The following is a 19,935-nucleotide window of genomic DNA, read 5'->3' on the forward strand; positions in this document are numbered from 1 at the left end:
AGGACGAAGATGGCTATATCATCAATTGCAATAAAAAGACCTGTTTCGGTTATCATGCTCATGATAACCATGGTGGGAATGGGTTTATTAGGGTTAAAAAATATGCCGGTAGATCTTATGCCAAATATGAACGTTCCTGTAGTAATGATTCAGACTACCTGGATAGGAGCTACCCCGGAGGATATGGATAGTCTGGTTACCAGAAAAATAGAGGAAGTTATGCCCAATATTGAAGGGATAAAAGAGATGAACTCAACCTCATCGGAAAATTCATCCTTCGTTGTATTAGAATTTGATTATGGAACAGATACAGATAAGAAAGTAACCGACGTACAGACAGAATTAAACAACATTAGGAATGATCTGCCATCGGATATAAATACCCCCATAGTAAAAAAAATTCAACCAGGGGGAGAAACGGTAATTGCCGTTACAGTCTCGGCTGAAGATTTGATTTCAGCTAAAAGTTTGGCAGAAAATAGAATTAAACCCAGGTTTCAACAGATCTTAGGAGTTGGAAATGTAGGGGTTTATGGTGGATATGAAAAAGAAGTAAAGGTAGAGGTCGATCCAAATAAGATAGAGTCTTATGGAATGAATATCGATGATCTCTATAATATCATTGGAAAATCCAGTTCGAATATTCCTGCCGGAACTGTAGAAGAAGGCGGAAAGAGATATCTTATTAAGGTAATGACAGAATTAAAAACTATAGAAGAGGTACAGAATATAGTGATCAGTAATGAAGATGGTGAGGTGCTATATCTGAAAGATGTAGCAAATGTAAAGTTGGGAAATAAAGATGTGGAGAGTTACAACAGGATGAATGGCACTCCTTCGATTTCCATATCGGTGGAGAAGTCTACCGATGGAAACTCTGTATCGATTTCAGATGGAGTAAAAGAAGCCATTGAATCACTGTCACAGACGTTACCGTCAGATGTAAAATTAAGTGTATCCTATGATACATCCATAGATATATCCAACTCTATAAACAATGTAAAAAATAGTGCCATAGCAGGGCTGATCCTTGCTTCAATAGTATTGTTTATATTTTTAAAAGATCTCAGAGCTACGATTATCATAGCCATGGCAATACCGCTATCCATTATAGGAGCATTTTTCTTTCTAAATAGTATAGGGGTAGGATTGAATATAATATCTCTCATGGGATTATCCCTAGGAGTGGGGATGCTGGTAGATAATGGGGTAGTAGTTCTGGATAATATCTACAGGCATATGACAGAATTGAAAAAACCTAAATTTGAATCTGCCAGAGATGGAGCTTCGGAGATGTTAGTGCCGATCATAGCTTCTACAGCTACTACAGTTGCGGTATTTTTACCCATAGTAATGACAGAAGGACTGGCTAAAGAAGTATTTTGGGGGATGTCGTGGGCTGTAACCTTTTCATTACTGGCTTCATTATTAGTTGCCATGACCTTTGTACCCATGATATCCAATAAGATATTGAAGGAAAGGGTAGTGGAAGTCCAGGATGGAAGATTTCTTATTTTAATAAAAAAGAAATATGTAAAATTATTGTCATTGACATTAAGGAATAAGTTTAAAACCTTATTGATAGTAATAATAATGTTCTTTGCCATAGTAATACCGGGAATTCAGATAGTTGGAGGAGGATTTATCCCTGCAACAGATGACAATGTATACGTAGTGACGGGGGAAACGCCGCCAGGAGTTACACTGGATAAAGTTGATTCTATTACCAGAAGGGTAGAAAAAATATTAGAGGCCGATAAATATACAAAAAATATAGAAACATCGGTAGAGAATGATGGATTTTCTATCAATGTAAAGTTAGACCTGAGAAAAGACAGGGATAGATCGGTATTTGAAATAACGGATATCATAAGGGAAAAATTAAAAGGAATTCCTGATGTAGATTTAAATGTAGCCGACGGATATGCTAAGGGCCCAGACAGCGGCGGGAGAGACATAAGTCTAGATCTTACATCGGATAATGCAAGACAATTGGATAGTTTTGCTAATCTGGTCTTTGAAGAGATGAAAAATATGCCGGAAATAGGGGACTTTAAGAGTAGTTTGACCGGAGGAAGTCCTGAGGCCAGGATAGTAATAGACAGGGAAAAGGCAAGATATTATGGTATAAGACCAGCAGATATCAATAAGGTGATCTTCTATCAAGTATTAGGATCTAATCCTATAGATCTGAAAACAGATTTAGAAGAGATCGAGGTAAATGTAATGCTGCCTGATGAATATAGAAAATCATTGTCTAAGTTGATGACAAGTAAATTAAAATTAGATTCAGGGGATATTATTCAAGTTTCAGATGTTGCCCATATACAGATAGCAGAAGGACCAGCAGAAAAGGAGAAATTAAACAGAGTCAGAAAGGTAACCCTCAGTGCAAATTTAAGAGGCGGGAATAACAGTAAAACAGTGGAAAAATTGATTACGGAGAAGATTGAGAAATTAGGTGTTCCTAACACTACAAGTTATAGATTTGGTGGAGATAACCAAAGAACCAGTGAGATGATGGTACAGCTGAAAAATTCTATGTTTATTGCGATATTCTTAATCTTTGTAATATTAGCTTCTCAATTTGAATCATTGGTATTACCATTTATAATCATGGGATCTGTACCACTATCCATAATGGGGGTATATGCAGGTCTGATAATTACAGGTAAGGAATTTAATGTAATGGTAATGGTAGGAATTATCATGTTAGCTGGTATAGTAGTTAATAATGCCTTGGTACTTATAGATTATATAAAGTTATTGATTGCAAGGGGAAGTAACAGAAGGCAGGCTGTGTTAGAAGCAGGTAGAACAAGGCTGAGACCGATTCTTATGACAACTCTAACAACTATGTTAGGGATGTTACCGTTAGCCTTAGGGATAGGGCAGGGGTCTGAGATGTATCAGAGTATGGCTATAGCTGTAATATTTGGATTGATGATTTCCACCTTGTTAACCCTGGTGGTAATACCGGTGCTCTATGAATTGGTAGAAAACGGAGTGGACAGGGTAAAGGCTAAATTTAAAAAATAAAAAAAAACTGAACCACGAATGGAACGAATTATCGTGAAAGATAAAAGATAAAAAGATTTCAACGCAGAGTAAGGAGGTCACAGAGTAACTCAGAGAAAAAATAGAATTTCTCTGTTTAAGAACTCAATAAAACTAAGTGTTCAGAGATTTTAATTTAATTATCCATTATCAATTATAAATTGTACATTTTGCCGTAGGTGACAGAGGGGAGGCTTCTATGGAATTAAAGGGAGAATATAAAGAACTCAGATTATTGTTTGACGGATCTTTAGAAGAGTTAATATTGGAGGAGTTAAAAAATAGTGATGTTATAAAATATGCTATTATCCCAAAGTTAAAGGTATCGTGGCAAAAAGGAATAAAACATCTCAATACCCATGTCTGGCCTGGAGAGGATGAAATCTTACTGGTTATAGCAGAAAAGGAAAGGTGCTACGAACTGGTGGAAAAATTTTCCAATTTAAAAGAGAGTTTAGAGTATAATATAACTTTTGACATATCGGTAAGAGCACTGGAATATATTAATATTTAGATAAAATGAGGGTGTTAATCGCCCTCATTTTAAATTTTTAGAACTCAAAAATTTAATGGTTATACAGATACAGAAGTAAAATTAAGAATATTTAATTTAGAAACGCCAATTGTTTTACCTTTGTGTAATGAAATTGGAAATATGTTTCAAAAAAAACAAAATAAAACAAAAAAATCTTGAAATTTGACACTTGATTGATTATAATACAGTGATGAAAAAAATCAAGAATATAGGAGGGATATTGTGAAAAAATCGATTTTAGCAATTTCTGAAAGAAAAGAAATTTTAAAGCAGGTAAGAAAAGAGTTGTTAGGTGAATATGAAGTAATTACTTTTAATAATTTTTTAGATGGGTTAGATATGTTGAGGGAAAGTGATTTTGACATTATTTTATTGGATCAAAATATGACATGGTTTACTTTTACAGAGGTAAGAAGAAAATTAAATGGTATAGGAAAAGATTTTGTAGTAGTGGGGTTAATAGAGGAAGAAACTGATGAAGTATTAAAAGACCTAAGAGGTGCTGACATATATAACTACCTATTAAAACCTTTGTGTATAAAAGAATTTAATAAGTTAATTTTCCCGGCTTTACAAAGTTTATCTATATTGAAGGAAAAGAGAAAGTTAGAAAAGAAGCTGTCTGATACAGAGGAAATTAAAGAAATTGTCGGGCAAAGTACTAAGATCAAAGAGATTAAAAACTTAATAGACAAGATAGCAGAAAGTGACCTGACTGTTCTTATTAGTGGAGAAAATGGTGTAGGAAAAGAATTGATAGCAGCAGAAATCTATAAAAAGTCCGATAGAAGAAAGAAAAACTTTATGGTAATCAGTTGTGCATCCATGTCTTCAGATATAATAGAATCGGAATTATTTGGATATGAAAGGGATGTTTTCCCTGGATCTGGATCTGGGAAGGTAGGAATCTTAGAGGAAGCTGACGGGGGAACTGTATTCTTAGATGAAATTACAGGTTTAGATATCAAGGCTCAGGCAAAATTACTTAGAGTAATAGAATATGGTGAATTTAGAAGGGTAGGAGGAAATAAAACTAAGAGAGTAGATATCAGGTTTATTGTTTCTACAAATAAAAACCTTAAAACAGAGGTTGAAAGCGGGAAGTTTAGAAGTGATCTATATCATAGATTAACAGCTTTTCCAATTGAAATGGCGCCGCTTAGAGAGAGAAAAGACGATATTCCACTACTGGCTAACTATTTTTTAAATAAGATAGTTGTAGATATCCATAGAGAGATGCCTATTATCTCAAGTGACGCAATGAAATACCTTATGGAATATTCATACCCTGGAAATATCAGAGAGTTAAAAAATATAATTGAAAGAATGGTTATACTATCAACTGATAGGGTAATCGGAGTAGAAGATCTGCCGTTAGAAATCAAGATGAAATCAGATACCCTTGAAAATAAAACGATAATTGGATTGGGACCACTAAAAGAAATTTTAGAGAAGGAACTCTATAATTTAGCTGATGTTGAAAAAGTAGTAATAGCTACAGCCTTACAAAAAACCAGATGGAATAAGCAGGAAACAGCAAAATTATTAGGGATAGGTAGAACTACATTATATGAAAAGATTAGAAGATATAAACTGGATCAAAAAGGATAGGATTAAAATAAAAATGGGGGAAATATAATGGCGATTAGAAGTTTAAGAAAAAAGATGAGACCTGTAATTTGGATGATTACAATAGGATTTTTCATCTCGATGTTAACTGTAATAGTTAGTAATATCAGCATGGGATTAAAAAATAAACAATATGCTTTTAAAGTAAATGGAAATAAGATAGCAATTCCTGAGTTAGAGAGAGGGATCAATAATATCAGTAATCAATATGGTCAATACTTTACAACTCCTATGGACAGGGAAGAAGCTAAGATATTAGCGGTGGATAACATCTTAACCAATGAAATTTTGAAAGAAATTGGAAATGATCTTAAGGTTAAGGTAAGTAGTTCAGAAGTAAAGGTAAAAATTGGTGCTATAGAAGCACAAATTCCAGATAAAGAACAATTTAAAAGGATGTTAAGTGCACAAGGGTACACAAAAAAAACTTTTGAGCAATCTATTGAAGACTCTATCTTAGTGGAAAAAACCAGAGATAAAATAGTTGAGAAGACTAAAAGTTCAGAAGAAGAGAAAATATCTCAATATGAAAAAGGTAGATATAGTGAGTATTTAGGTAAAACTTATGAGGTGGCAAAACCTCTCGTTGAGAAAAATCTAAAGGAAGTAAATGGAAATAAAGAGTTGATTAAATTAGTAGAAGCGGGTAAAAAAGAGGCTAAACTAGACGATATCAGAGAAAACTACGGTAAAATCACACCTACTGTAGAATTTGAAGAAGATGGATTTGAGATAACAAATATAGATATCATAAAAGGTGCATTATACCAGTCTTTCTACGGTGTTAAAGACTATAATGAGGCAAAAGTTAAATCTACAGCCAGTATAAAAGATGAGATTAAATTGGCAAAAATTGCAATGGATAGAGGGGCTGAAAAAGATGAAACTCTGCCGACTATGAACCAGATAATGGATCTTAAATTACAGCTTGTAGATAACATCAAAGAAAATATTGTAGTGAATGATGCAGAGATCAAAAAGTTTTTTAATGAAAATAAGGAAGTTTACAATATAGAGGCCAGTGCTGACGCCAATATAATTAATTTTGTTGTAAATCCAACGGACCTGGATATGGAAGAAGCGAAAGAGAGAACCGACAAAATTTTGAAAGAAGTAGATGCAGCTAATTTTTCTGAGATGGCTAAAAAATACTCAGAGGGACCAAGTGCACCAAATGGCGGAGATTTAGGATGGTTTGGAAAGGGTCAGATGATTCCTGAATTTGAAACAGCAGCTTTTAAAGGTGAAGTGGGGAAGGTGTATCCAGAAGTTGTTAAATCTAAATTTGGGTATCACATTATTTTTGTAGAAAATAAAAATGAGGAAAAAGGGCAGGTTAAAGCATCTCATATCTTGATAAAGGTAAGCTCAGGGGAAGAAACTTTTAAAAAAGTCATGGGAACTGCTAAAACAGTAGCTGAAGAGTTGAAAACCAATAAATTAACCTTTGAAGATGCCGGTAAAAAAGCATATTCAAAGTATAAAGTTGTAGAATATTTAGATATAAAGAAAGACGGATATATTAAATCTTTAGGATACGATGATCTATTGGCTAAAAAAATCTTTGAATCTAACCTAAATGAAATAAGTGTAATAAAGACTGAAAAGGGAATCTATGTATTCCAAAAGACAAAGGAAATAAAATTTGAAGAAGCTGACTTTGATAAAGTCAGAGACAGAGTAGTCTATGATTATAAAAATCAAAAGTTAATGGAAGAGATGAAAAAATTATAGTCAGTGAAAAAGATATAGAAATTTTCTATATCTTTTTCATTTGAAAAAACAAATTTTTAAGTGTAGACTATAAAAGTTAGTTAAAATAACATCCAGGCATTTTTTGCTCTAAATTTGTTTGAAAATGATACAAAATTAATCTTTACATAGATAAAAAAATGTACTATTATTAATACATATTAAATAAAAAAAATTCAGGAGGACAACATGACTAGAATAGTAGAAATCTTAGGAAGAGAAATATTAGACTCAAGAGGAAACCCAACGGTAGAGGTTGACGTAATCTTAGAATGTGGATCAATGGGAAGAGCAGCAGTGCCTTCAGGAGCATCAACAGGAGAGAGAGAAGCGGTTGAATTAAGAGATGGAGATAAATCTAGATACTTAGGACAAGGTGTATTAAAAGCAGTAGAAAATGTAAACACTGAAATCCAAGAAGCTGTTTTAGGAATGGACGCAACTGATCAAGTAGCGATCGACAGAAAGATGATTGCTTTAGACGGAACTAAAACTAAATCAAGATTAGGAGCAAACGCAATATTAGGTGTATCTTTAGCAACTGCAAAAGCTGCAGCAAATGCTTTAGGACAACCTTTATACAAGTACTTAGGTGGAGCAAATGCAAAAGATTTACCATTACCAATGATGAACATCTTAAATGGTGGATCACATGCTGACTCAGCTGTAGATGTACAAGAATTCATGGTACAACCAGTAGGAGCTGCATCATTTAGAGAAGGATTAAGAATGGGAACAGAAGTATTCCATCACTTAGGGAAAATATTAAAAGCTAACGGAGATTCTACAAACGTAGGTAACGAAGGTGGATATGCACCATCTAAAATAGAAGGAACTGAAGGAGCTTTAGATATCATCATTGAAGCTATCAAAGCTGCTGGATATGAGCCAGGAAAAGACATCACTTTAGCTTTAGATGCTGCTGCATCTGAATTCTGTGATGGTGGAGAAGATGGAAACAAAACTTACCACTTCAAAAGAGAAGGTGGAGTTAAGAGAACAACTTCTGAAATGATCGAATGGTATGCACAATTAGTAGAAAAGTATCCTATCACATCTATCGAAGATGGATTAGATGAAAATGACTGGGCTGGATTTGCATCTATGAGAGAAAAGATGGGAGATAAAGTTCAAATAGTAGGAGACGATTTATTAGTAACTAATACAGAGTACTTAGCAAAAGGAATCGAATTAAAATCTGCTAACTCAATCTTAATTAAATTAAACCAAATTGGTACTTTAACTGAAACTTTAGAAGCTATCGAGATGGCTAAAAAAGCAGGATGGACTGCGGTAGTATCTCATAGATCAGGAGAGACTTCTGACGATACAATAGCTGACGTTGCAGTAGCAACTAATGCTGGTCAAATCAAAACTGGTTCTGCATCAAGATCAGATAGAATGGCTAAATACAATCAATTATTAAGAATTGAAGAGCAATTAGGAGAATCTGCTGTATACCAAGGTATGGGAGTATTCTACAACTTAAATAAATAATTTTTTAAAGGTGTCTTAGGGCACCTTTTTTTTTTGGAAATATTGCACAAGATGGAATTTAGTCGTATAATGATATAGTTGTTATAATTACAGTTTTAAATTAATTTTTTTTAATTAAATTTAATATAGGAAAAAACAAAATATACAAGTATAGGTTATAAATACTATGAAAGTTATTATAGTTATTAAAAGTGAGGTAGAAGATGCAGTGGTTAGTTTTATTATTGGGATTTATTATAGGAAGTTTTTTAAATGTTTGTATTTACAGGATACCTAGGGGGGAAAGTGTGGCATTCCCCCCTTCTCATTGTCCGTCGTGCGGACATACTATCAGGTGGTATGAAAATATACCGGTATTCTCCTATCTCTTTATTTTGAGGGGGAGATGCAGTGGCTGTAAGGAGAGGATATCTATACAGTATCCCCTTGTAGAATTTATAACAGGGATCTTATTCTACCTGTTTTTCTTAAGGTTTGGATTAGGGATCATGGGAATAAAGTATTTGATATTCATATGTCTCCTAATTGTTGGTATATGGGTGGACTTTACCCACTATTATATCCCGGACAGGGTCAGCTTATCTATATTTATAATAGGAATTGTGACTTCTTTTTTTACCATTGGTTTTGAAAGAAGTGTATTAGGGGCAGGAATTTTTGCACTATTCTACATAGTTTTATATGGTTTTGGAGAAAGTTTTGGTCATGAGATAATGGGGTTTGGAGATGTGAAATTAGCCATGGGTATAGGAGCAATGATTGGATACTTCAGCCTATATCAGGTTTTTATATTCTTAAATATTGCATTTATCACAGGAGCGATAATTGGTGTAGGACTGATTCTTTTAAAGAGAAAAACAAGAAAGGACATAATGCCTTTTGGACCGTATATAGCAATAGCAGGATTAGTGGTGGGGTATTTGAGCTAGACGACAGAGGTGGTGAAATGATGAGTGTAGAAAGAACAGAAAATAGAAGGAATAAAAAAAAAACAGGATATAGTTTAATAGAAGCTTTGGTAGCTCTGGGAATATTACTTCTAGGAATAGTGCCGGTGGTTACTGTAGCAACACAGGCTATGCTGTTTCATCATAGAGCCTCTGAAACCGAGGAGGCAGCGAGAATCAGCCAGACCATGATAGATTATATAAAATCCAGGGGATATGATAATTTAGATCCATTGGGAGGAACAAAATATTCGTTAAGTTCTACCAGTGGAGGAGCTTTTACTGTAGATGGTTTTGGATCATCCTTTGGGATATCTCAAGATTTAGTTTTGTTGAATTCAAAAGGAATAAATCTTAATGAAGCTAGTTTTTATGTGGTTATGGATAAGGATAAAAATATAGCCAAGCTAAAAAAGAGTGATGGCAGTGATGATACTTATACCGACCCTGTCACAGGTGAGACACCAGCCGGTCCAAAGGATATGTATAGAGAAGATCTCATCTACGGAAAATTTATATTTGGATTTGGAGATACAGATACTGCTAAAAAAACCGGCAGGGAAAAAGAGATGGAGACCACATTTATAATAACCCCTATCGAAAATTGGAAGTGATGAGATGAAAAAAAGTGGATTTAGTTTAATAGAAATAATAACAGTAACAGCTATAATGGGAATAGTTATGCTTATATTTTCTCCTATGATCGATGCCTTCACAGGTGCTCAAGACAGACTTTATAATCAGTCCAAGGTAGACAGCAGGTTGAATGAGGTAGTGGAGTTTATCAAAAGAGATGTAAGAAATGCAAGAAGTAACCCAGGCGGGGAACCGATAGAAGTATTTGATAATAATACTGATAATAACCTAATTACTGACGGCTCTACAGGAAAAAAAATAATTATCCACGGAGTAGATTTTAATGGAGTTTCTAAAGATATTGAATATTATTTAGATGATACGGATTTAAAATTAAAAGTAACGACTAGTAGTTCTATTATTTTAAGTAATGTAGAAGAAGGCGAGTTTAAATATAAAGATAAGATATTACTCTTTTATTTTAAGATAGATCTACCCGATAGATTGGAAGGAAAAGTAAGAAATGAGGTCAGAGATGTGGGAGTCACAAGGATAAATTTAGAATAACCCTCTTCTTCTTATGTCTCTCCCTCGTAGGGAGAAACGAAGTGGTTTTAGAGATTTTAATTTTAAATTGTTCATTATAAATTATCAATTACGCCGAAGGCGTATAGGGGGGAGTTATGAAGAAGAAAGGTTCGGCTTTAATTTTATCTATATTGATGCTGTCATTTTTTATGACAATTACCCTGACCATGTATTATATAGCAAGGAATAGAAATAAGCGGTCGATATATAAGATAAAGGGAATGAGGATAAGCAGTGGTCTGGACAGCGGATCAGCTATAGCCCACTATGAACTATATTTGGCTGATGAATATGTGAGTAAAGGATATCTTTATGAGACTAGCGGAACACCAGATTATAGAGGAGATAATTATCCAACAACACCTCCTTCGATAACAAAAAGGTATACTCAAGAAGTAGTTACCTCTGGAGGTGTGATAACTATAGTTCCAAAACTAGGGGAACATTATACAGGGGTAGTTTTAAATAACTATAATGAATATTTTGCAGCCTATTGGGATCCGACTACAGGAACAGCAATACAAGTCAGTTCTGGATCAACTATAACTTCTAATGATGTGTTGATTCAACCCTGGGTAGCAGAGGATAAAATCATAGATGGTAAAATAGCCAGTCGTGCCTGGATGAATAATACCGGGGAAAAAATAGTGAGGTTGTGGACAAAAACAACAGGAAGTGCAATAAGTGTGGGAGGGTATAGATTAACAACGGTAAGTGGGGTATATATAGATGGAAGTTCTATAGGTGCTCCTTTGGTTCCTGCTAAATTGGATCCCACTACATCAACCTCTATAGAACTAACCTATGAAAAAATAGTATCCATAGATAAAACAACTATAGGGGATTCAGGAACAGAAGACTACAGAATAACCTATATAGAAGATGCGGAAGCAACGTCTAGTGGGAGCAGTATAATAATAGATAAGGATGAATTAAAAAGTATGACGGTAGAGAAATTAAAATAAAAAAAGGGGGGGAGAATCTATGTTTGAGTTCAAGGTTGACGGAGCTTTAGATATAGGGAGCAGCGGAATAAAGGTGGCACTCTATAAAAATAAGAAGATAGATAAGGTGGGTTTTGTTAATTATGCGGATATGACTGAAGAAAAAATAATAGCTCTTCAGGAATCTTTGGAGATACTGGAAAAAAAAATAAATCTAAAGGGGAAAAATTTAATAGTGACCATGCCTGCTTCTAAATTTTATGTAAAAACATTGGAATATAACAACACTAAAGAGGAAGATGCAGAGGCTGACCTGGAGGCTAAAATAGAGGAGGATCTTGAGGATATAATTTCAGGTTATACAAAGGATGAATTTATTACCCAGATAGAAACAGTCTATGAAAATGATCTCTATAAAAAACTGTTGGTAATCACAATTCCCATAGAGGAAATTGAAAAAATTATGGGTATTTTAAGTCAATTTAAAATAAGGGTATTGAAAATAATTCCAGATTTTATTGCTCTCAACGATTTAGTGGATCTATTGGATCAAAAATCGGAGGAAGAGACGGCTGAAAATATAATGATCGTTGATATAGGGGGAGAAACCAGTAAAATATTTATGAGTACACTGGGAACCCTGAATATGCTCAGGATAGTAGGAATAGGTGGAAATGATTTTACTGAGATAATAAAAGACCACGAGATGTTAGATTATGAAGGGGCAGAACTAGAGAAACAACAGCTGGAATTAGGTGATGATGAGGCTAGAGATTATAAGACACAGGGTGAGATGTCCATGTTCAAAGATCTCACATCAATAGTGAATGAATTGACTACTCAGATAGAAGATTCTCTGGAATACTTTAATACTAACTTGGCTGAAGGAAGGATAAGTAAAATTATATTAACTGGAGGAGGAGCACTTATAAAGGGATTTAAAACTTATTTTGATGATGCCTTTGAGATACCCTGTGAGGGGATAGATTTGAACCTATTAAATTTAGACTATAAAAACATAGAGGACAAGGAACTATTATCGAGTTTTAAAATGACGACCCTTGTGGGAGCCTTAATAAAAGAGGTGGGATAAATGAATCAGATGAATTTTTTAACGAAAGAATATAAAGACAAATTAGAGATAGAGGAACATATCAGGGAATGTTTTGGTGTTTTCGTAATGGTATTTTTAGTTCTCTATGCAGTTTCTTTCGGTATCGAAAGGATAGAAAATTCTGTCCAGAAAAAAATTAGTATAGAAATGACAGAGATAGCAGAAAATAATAATAGAATAAAACAATTGACCCTGGAATCTAAAAAAGAAACTAATTTGGGTGCAAAAATAGAGATTATAGAGGATATCTTCTCACAAAAAAACTTGAGGGTGTCGGAGATCTTACGGTCATTGGAGGGAAATATTCCTAAAAATGTATGGATTCAAAATTTAGTTTATGAGGGGAAAGAGGTAAGGATAAAAGGCTTTTCTTTTAAGGATGACGGATCTAAGAGTTCAGAGGAGAATGCCTACTATTTTGAAGAAAGGATGCTGGATAGTGAGGTGTACGGGACTGTAACTCTAAATTATTTGAGAAAATCAAGTAAATATGGGGAAAAAATAAATGAATTTGAATATGTGTTAGTATTGGAATAGACTGATATATAATTAGGGGTTGAGCGCTATGGATCTATTTGGGAAAGAGATAAATATTAATATTGATAAAAAGCAAACGAAACTGCTCATAATCACAGGAACGGCTATAGGAATAATTATTGTTGTTTATTTCTTGGTAATATCACCTATAGGAAAAATTTTTGATAAAAAAGAAGAGTTGTTGAGAGTTAAGCAGGAAAAAATATCAACTGAACAAAATTTGAAATTATTTGAAAAAAGATACGAGAGAGTAAAGGTAGAAAGGGAAGCTCAAAAATATAGGTTAGAAAAATTGTTGGAGGAATTTAGGCAGCATAGCTTTAAGGATGAGGCCAGATTAAAACAGATGATACAGGATATATTAGATTATCTGAACATAGAATTATTAGAAATCGGAAAGACGGAAACTATGGAAATAGAGGAGAATAAGGAATACCAAAGAAAGACTATACCATATAAAATATCAGGTAATGGCAGAGATATAGGGTTGTTTTTCTATTATTTAGAGAACTCTAAAGCGCTGCTTACGCTGAAAAAAAGTCGGTTAGAGGTAGCAGTAAAACCATTTAATGAAGGAGATAAAAAAATAGGACTGGTAGAAGTTAAATTTAAGCTGGGATACTATAATATTACCGCTGAAAATGAAGGAGGTAATGATGAAAACTAAGATATTTTTTATAACATTAGTAGGAATCGTTCTTGTCTCTTGCGGGAAGAAGGAAGAGGAAAAAGAGGTGAAAATACCGGTAAAAACAGAAATAATAGAGGTGGTGGAGGCGGCGACTCCTCCTGCAATAGAGATAGTGGAGGAAGTTAATCCACTCTCTAAATATATTTCCGATGAAGTTTACAATGAAGGAGTTGGAATTTTTTATGGAGATAAGGAGAGTATGTTTACAGAAGATGCAGATGCATTTTCTGGAAATTACGAGGAGTTCAAAGCTTATATTGAAGCAAGATTTAAACCAACCATGCTGATAAAGCAGAATGGAATAAATTCAGCAGTGGTCTATTATTTAGAAGATGGTTCTAAAAATAGAACTATGGTAAGCGGGTTTAAAATAATTGAAATAGAAAAAATAGTATATTATATTAAAGTTTTTAAGGATAGGATAGAAATAAAACAGGGGAAGAATGGTAGAGCCGTTCCCCTATACTTAAGGGAAAGGTGATGAGATGAAAAAATATATTTTTATGCTGCTTATAATTTTTACTGTAGGAGCTGCAACCTTTGGAGCTACTATAAAAAAATTACCGCAATCAAGATTTGAGGAGGATATGGACTTTAATGGGGCTAGGTTATCCGATGCCTTGGCACTGATGTCTAAGGTAACCGGGGTAACCATGGTAGCGGATTCAGAGGTTAAAGACGTGGTAATAGACCTGTACATCAATAAAGGACAGCCTCTAAGGGAAGTATTGGATATAATAAAGGTAACCAATGGGTTAGAAGAGATATATGTAGGGGAAGTAATTATGTTAGCCAAGACAGGTAAGGGTGCCACTTCACTGATGGGGAAGATAGTGGGTGACAGCAATCAAGGTTTGCCTGGAGTAAGAGTGACCTTGGTAGACAGTGGATATAAATCTATAAGAACAGAGGCCGGAGGAGTATTTATCTATGATAATATAAGACCTGGGGTCTATATATTAAAATTAGAAAAAAATGGGTACGCTACATCTAGTGAAGTGGTTGACATCAGGCAAAATAAGATCACCAACATAGATGTAATTTTAGACAAGAAAAATAAAGAGGGGTTAGTTGTAGCAAAAAAAGAAGAAGGCCTCAGAGAAAAGGAGCTGGGGAGCAGTAAAAATATAGATGGAATAGAAGTTATTACCGAAAGGATCCAGCTAAAACATGGTTTTGCAGAGGATATAAAGGGTGTGGTGGATTCTATCTTGGGAGAAACTCTGACAGTGACTGCATTTCCTAAACTGCATATGCTGGTATTAAAAGGCGGAAAAGATGATATAGATACAGCTAAAAAATTGATAGATGACTTAGATCGTTCCGTAAAGCAGGTGAGGATAACAGCCCAGGTGCTGGAAACAAGTGATGATTTGCTTGAAGATCTCGGATTCGATTGGTTATTTTCCAACAAAGACAAAGACGTAAATGACCCTACTAATCCAGGTAAAGAAGGTACTGGTGTAGGATTATTGAGTGCAGCAGGAACAGCAGGATCAGTGGCTACTGCAGGAAGTACCATTGATTTTTTGGATATATTCAATGATGGAAAAAACTTATTGGACCTTTCAATAAATCTTCTGCAGACTACTTCGGATTTATCGATCTCTTCTGTACCCTCTGTGGTCATTGTAAATGGAGAGTTGGCTGATTTTAAAGTGACAGAAGAAGTAATTGTAGGAACAAAGGTAGAGGTTGATGATGATGGTAATCGTACAGAGGAACCGATTTGGGAAGAAGCCGGGACAATATTCTCTGTAACTCCTATAATAAGGGAGGGATTGGATGAACCGGATACAATAATTCTCGAGGTCAGCTCTGAGGTCAGTGATTTTGAATTAACCTCTGGATATTCAGGTGACTCAGGAGGAAAACAGCAAAGTAATATCTCAACAAAGGTACAGATACAGGATGGAGATGTAATCTTTATAGGGGGATTAAAAAAGGTTAACGTAAGTGAAACTGTCAACAAGGTGCCTATCCTGGGGGATATTCCTTTATTGGGGACTTTATTCAGAAGCACTACAACTAAAAACGATATTACGCAAGTATATATTCAGCTGACTGCTGAAATAGTAACAGATAAAAATGCAAACTCAGAGATAGAACTGTCTAAGTTTAAGGAAAACCCGGCTACAACAGGGAAGCTCAACAGGATCTACCCTAATTTCGAAAGGACAAAGGAAGAGGGAATAGATCTTTAGATTGAATTTTTTAAACTCAAAATTATATATAAATAAAAAAGGTATCCCTCCTAAAATCTGGAGGGGTACCTTTTTTTATTGTTTTTTTACAGAAGTTCTATCCCTTTTTCCAGGCACTCCTCAATGATATGAGCAGGCCATGAAGATGACTGGACTTCTCCAATATGGGCTTTTTCCAGGAAATACATACAGATTCTAGACTGCCCTATTCCCCCGCCTACAGTAAAGGGTAGTTTTCCTTCAAGAAGCGATCTATGGAAATCCAGATCTTTTTTCCACATGGTATCTGTTTTTTCCAGTTGCTCTAGGAGAGCTTTTTTGTCTACCCTGATACCCATAGAAGATAACTCTAAAGATCTGTCTAATACAGAGTTCCAAAATAATATATCTCCATTCAATGACCAATCATCGTAGTCCGGAGCACGGCCATCGTGACGATCTCCAGAAGGAAGTTTATCCCCGATTCCAATAATAAATACGGCACCATATTCCTTAGTTACAGCATGTTCCCTTTCTTTAGGAGTAAGCTCAGGGTATCTTTGTTCTAATTCAACGGCTGTGATATAGTGTATTTCCTCAGGTAGGCCAAGAGTAAGAACTGGATATTCTCTCTTTATATAGCTTTCTGTTTTTTTAAATGCTTTATATATTCTATCGACGATATCTTTAAGCTTTGTGATGTTTCTTTCCTCTTCTAAAATTATTTTCTCCCAATCCCATTGATCTACATATAGAGAATGGATCTCAGAAAGGTCTTCATGTTTTCTTATGGCATTCATATCGGCATATAAACCTGTATGGGATTTAAATCCATATCTGTATAGTGCCATTCTCTTCCATTTTGCCAGTGAGTGAACGATCTCTAATCTTTCCTCATATTCAGTTGAAAAAGATACTGCCTTTTCAATTCCGTTGAGATCATCGTTTAATCCAGATGTGCTTTTTACAAACAGGGGAGCTGAAACCCTAGTTAGGTTAAGTTCGTAAGCTAGTGAACTTTCAAAAAAATCTTTAAGTTTTTTGATTGCGATCTCTGTCTCTAATAGTGATAGTTTACTTTCATACTTGTCTGTTGTTTTTTTCATGGTTGTCCTCCTGAGTTTATTTGTTTAAGATTATTAGGTTAAAAAGGTGAGGTAAATTAAAAAACCATCAAAGCAAAATTGCCTTGATGGTTTCCCTTATAGTTTCATTGAGGGGTTCTAGGCATTTGCATCTTGTTTTTATCACAAAATGGATCTGCCTAAAGATAACTAAATGTTATCTGTCTACAAATCCCCTCATATTATTATTATTATTATTATTATTATTATTATTGTTAGAAATCATAATTAATTTAAACATAGTCTTACTCCTTATAATCTATTTGTAACTAGTATAGAACATTTTTTTGATTATGTCAATAATAAATATTATAGTACTTAAAAAATGGTATTACATTAAATTTGGGTCTATCAAACTACCCCTAATATAAGGGGTAATTGTTTTTAATAACATATTATGGTATACTTTATAAGTTAAAGTCTTGAATTTTAAAGGTATATACCACTATAAAAATTAAGAAAAAATAAAAAAACGAACAATAGATATTGTAAAAAAATAAAGTTGTAGGAAGGGATGAATAGATGTTTAAAAAATTAGATGACGTAGCAAAAAAATATGATGAATTAAATGCATTATTAGCGACTCCAGAAGTAGCTACAGATCACAAGAGGATGATCGAATACAATAAGGCCATAAATGACATGGAAGAAATTGTATTAAAATACAGGGAATACAAGGGGTACTTAGAAGAATTAGAATTCATCAAAGAAAATTTAAAAGATGAAAAAGATGAAGAAATGAAAGAGATGATGTTAGAAGAAAAAAGCGAGATAGAGGAAAAATTACCTGAGATGGAAGAGGATATGAAAATATTGTTACTTCCAAAGGATCCTAACGATGATAAAAACGTAATCGTAGAGATCAGAGGTGGAGCAGGTGGAGACGAGGCTGCCCTATTCGCTGGGGACATTTTCAGAATGTATAGTAGATATGCTGAAAGAAGAAAGTGGAAGATAGAAATAATGGATAAAAATGAGATTGGTGTAGGTGGATTGAAAGAAATTATCTTCTTGATCAAAGGGCAGGGAGCTTACTCCAGATTAAAATTTGAATCAGGAGTACATAGAGTACAAAGAGTACCTGCTACAGAAGCATCTGGAAGAATTCATACTTCTACAATTACAGTAGCAATCTTACCTGAAATAGATGATGTAGCACAAGTTGATATCAAGACATCTGACCTTAAGATAGATACATACAGATCAGGCGGATCAGGTGGTCAGCATGTAAATACTACCGATTCAGCAGTAAGAATAACTCATATACCGACGGGAACTATTGTTCAATGTCAAGATGGTAGATCACAATTAAAAAACAGGGAACAAGCTATGAAAATATTAGCTGCTAAGATATTTGAGGCAGAGGTAGAAAAGCAAAGATCAGAGGTAGAAGGAGACAGAAAGTTACAAGTAGGAACTGGAGCCAGATCTGAAAAAATCAGAACATATAACTTCCCGCAAGGAAGAGTAACGGATCACAGAATCAAGCTTACCCTTCATAGGTTAGACTATATCTTAGATGGAGATTTAGATGAGATAATCGATGGATTAATCACATTTGACCAGGCAGATCAACTACAAAGTATGGTAGATTAATGAAAAATCTACTCGATATATTGAGATGGAGTGAGGAGTATTTTAAAAAATACTCCTTTTCTAAACCTAGATTAGAGGCAGAAAAGGTAATATCATACGTATTATCCATCGACAGGATATTACTCTATGCAGAATATGACAGACCCCTTGTGGATGATGAGAGGGTTAAGATTAAAAGATATATATTACAGATGATAAAGAAAAAAATTGGATTTGATCAACTCCTAAGGGAAGAGAAGACAGAAAGTAAAAATGATAAAATAATTACAGAGTTAGACGGGGATAAGATTGGGAAGAATTACAGAAAAGAATTTTTAGAACTCCTGACTAAGAGTATAGTTTACCTGAAAAAACATGGATCCAAGGAAGCAAAATTAGATGCAGAACATGTATTCAGCCATATTTTGAAAGTTTCCAGGATGGATATGACTCTGAAGTTTGAAAGGGAGATCACAGAGGCAGAAAAAAGAGAAATTCGGGAGATGCTGGTAGAAATAGGGAAAAATAAGAGACCCCTCCAATATGTTTTGGGATTTGAGGAGTTTTATGGCTATAAATTTTATGTAGATGAGTCGGTACTTATTCCACGGCCGGAAACTGAATTATTGGTGGAAAGATGTATAAAATTGATGAGTGAAATAGAGGAGCCTAAGATACTGGATATCGGTAGTGGCAGTGGAGCTATATCTATAAGTTTAGGAAAGGAACTTCCAAAATCCATGGTTTTAGGAGTGGATATTAGTGAGAAAGCTTTAGCAGTAGCCAATAAAAATAAGGCAGAAAATAATGCTGCCAATGTAAAATTCATTAAATCTGATATACTGAAGGGTGTAGAATATAAGAAGTTTAATCTGATAGTTTCCAACCCGCCCTATATTCCTGACTATGAATATGAAGTGTTGGAGGAGAAGGTATTAAAATATGAGCCTAAATTAGCTCTGACTGCTCCTGAGAATGGTTTATATTTTTATGAGGAAATCTCTAAAAATGCCCCTGATCACCTGGTCAAAGGCGGGTATCTGGCTTTTGAAATCGGGTATAATCAGGGGGAAGCTGTAAAAAAAATAATGGAAAAAAATGATTTTTTAAATGTAGGAGTATATTATGACTATGCAGAACACGAAAGAATGGTCATAGGGAGAAAAAAATAATTGAAAATGGATAA

Annotated in this window: 17 protein-coding genes; 16 read left to right on the plus strand and 1 reads right to left on the minus strand. The window is 34.4% G+C overall.

Annotated elements, in window-relative coordinates; genetic code table 11:
* Window positions 1-9 precede the first annotated feature (9 nt).
* The 14 genes from DYH56_RS08425 to DYH56_RS08490 all read left to right on the plus strand — a co-directional run bounded on the left by DYH56_RS08425 (window position 10) and on the right by DYH56_RS08490 (window position 16,071).
* Entirely contained in the window at window positions 10-3,039 is a 3,030-nt protein-coding gene (locus DYH56_RS08425; protein ID WP_114642409.1) for an efflux RND transporter permease subunit, read from the plus strand.
* A 217-nt stretch (window positions 3,040-3,256) separates the two neighbouring features.
* A complete protein-coding gene (locus DYH56_RS08430; protein WP_114642410.1) occupies window positions 3,257-3,571 on the plus strand; it encodes a PG0541 family transporter-associated protein in 315 nt (104 codons plus the stop codon).
* A gap of 243 nt (window positions 3,572-3,814) precedes the next feature.
* Window positions 3,815-5,203 (plus strand): sigma-54 dependent transcriptional regulator, encoded by a 1,389-nt coding sequence (locus tag DYH56_RS08435; protein ID WP_114642411.1) that lies wholly within the window; start codon window positions 3,815-3,817, stop codon window positions 5,201-5,203.
* Between the two features lie 27 nt (window positions 5,204-5,230).
* Window positions 5,231-6,955 (plus strand): peptidylprolyl isomerase, encoded by a 1,725-nt coding sequence (locus DYH56_RS08440; protein ID WP_114642412.1) that lies wholly within the window; start codon window positions 5,231-5,233, stop codon window positions 6,953-6,955.
* A gap of 207 nt (window positions 6,956-7,162) precedes the next feature.
* Window positions 7,163-8,470, plus strand: a complete 1,308-nt coding sequence (gene eno, locus DYH56_RS08445; protein ID WP_114642413.1) for a phosphopyruvate hydratase — start codon at window positions 7,163-7,165, stop codon at window positions 8,468-8,470.
* Between the two features lie 203 nt (window positions 8,471-8,673).
* The gene (locus tag DYH56_RS08450) at window positions 8,674-9,399 is read left to right on the plus strand and encodes a prepilin peptidase (RefSeq protein ID WP_114642414.1); all 726 of its coding nucleotides are present in this window, start codon (window positions 8,674-8,676) and stop codon (window positions 9,397-9,399) included.
* Window positions 9,400-9,419: 20 nt separating this feature from the next.
* Window positions 9,420-10,031: a type IV pilus modification PilV family protein gene (locus tag DYH56_RS08455; protein WP_158539102.1), complete on the plus strand. Its 612-nt coding sequence runs from the start codon at window positions 9,420-9,422 to the stop codon at window positions 10,029-10,031.
* A 4-nt stretch (window positions 10,032-10,035) separates the two neighbouring features.
* Window positions 10,036-10,560 (plus strand): PulJ/GspJ family protein, encoded by a 525-nt coding sequence (locus tag DYH56_RS08460; RefSeq protein WP_114642416.1) that lies wholly within the window; start codon window positions 10,036-10,038, stop codon window positions 10,558-10,560.
* Between the two features lie 116 nt (window positions 10,561-10,676).
* Window positions 10,677-11,546 carry a hypothetical protein gene (locus DYH56_RS08465; RefSeq protein WP_114642417.1) on the plus strand — a complete coding sequence of 290 codons (870 nt, stop codon included), beginning with the start codon at window positions 10,677-10,679 and terminating at the stop codon, window positions 11,544-11,546.
* A 19-nt stretch (window positions 11,547-11,565) separates the two neighbouring features.
* Complete coding sequence (gene pilM / locus DYH56_RS08470; RefSeq protein WP_114642418.1) at window positions 11,566-12,618, plus strand: pilus assembly protein PilM; 1,053 nt, start codon at window positions 11,566-11,568, stop codon at window positions 12,616-12,618.
* Window positions 12,619-13,176, plus strand: coding sequence for a PilN domain-containing protein (locus DYH56_RS08475; protein ID WP_114642419.1), 558 nt, complete (start codon window positions 12,619-12,621; stop codon window positions 13,174-13,176). It begins immediately after the preceding gene.
* 28 nt (window positions 13,177-13,204) lie between these two features.
* The gene (locus DYH56_RS08480) at window positions 13,205-13,843 is read left to right on the plus strand and encodes a hypothetical protein (RefSeq protein ID WP_114642420.1); all 639 of its coding nucleotides are present in this window, start codon (window positions 13,205-13,207) and stop codon (window positions 13,841-13,843) included.
* Window positions 13,833-14,348, plus strand: coding sequence for a hypothetical protein (locus DYH56_RS08485; RefSeq protein ID WP_114642421.1), 516 nt, complete (start codon window positions 13,833-13,835; stop codon window positions 14,346-14,348). Before DYH56_RS08480 ends, DYH56_RS08485 begins: the two co-directional genes overlap by 11 nt.
* Before the next feature lie 4 nt (window positions 14,349-14,352).
* Window positions 14,353-16,071: a secretin GspD/PilQ domain-containing protein gene (locus tag DYH56_RS08490; RefSeq protein ID WP_114642422.1), complete on the plus strand. Its 1,719-nt coding sequence runs from the start codon at window positions 14,353-14,355 to the stop codon at window positions 16,069-16,071.
* Between the two features lie 86 nt (window positions 16,072-16,157).
* Here DYH56_RS08490 and asnA read toward each other — a convergent pair whose 3' ends face one another.
* Entirely contained in the window at window positions 16,158-17,156 is a 999-nt protein-coding gene (asnA, locus tag DYH56_RS08495; RefSeq protein WP_114642423.1) for an aspartate--ammonia ligase, read from the minus strand.
* Between the two features lie 540 nt (window positions 17,157-17,696).
* Between asnA and prfA the strand changes: the two genes are divergently transcribed.
* Both prfA and prmC read left to right on the plus strand, forming a co-directional pair.
* Complete coding sequence (prfA, locus tag DYH56_RS08500) at window positions 17,697-18,770, plus strand: peptide chain release factor 1 (protein WP_114642424.1); 1,074 nt, start codon at window positions 17,697-17,699, stop codon at window positions 18,768-18,770.
* Window positions 18,770-19,921 carry a peptide chain release factor N(5)-glutamine methyltransferase gene (gene prmC, locus DYH56_RS08505; protein WP_114642425.1) on the plus strand — a complete coding sequence of 384 codons (1,152 nt, stop codon included), beginning with the start codon at window positions 18,770-18,772 and terminating at the stop codon, window positions 19,919-19,921. Before prfA ends, prmC begins: the two co-directional genes overlap by 1 nt.
* Window positions 19,922-19,935 lie beyond the last annotated feature (14 nt).

It is taken from the genome of Psychrilyobacter piezotolerans (assembly GCF_003391055.1).
GTDB lineage: Bacteria > Fusobacteriota > Fusobacteriia > Fusobacteriales > Fusobacteriaceae > Psychrilyobacter > Psychrilyobacter piezotolerans.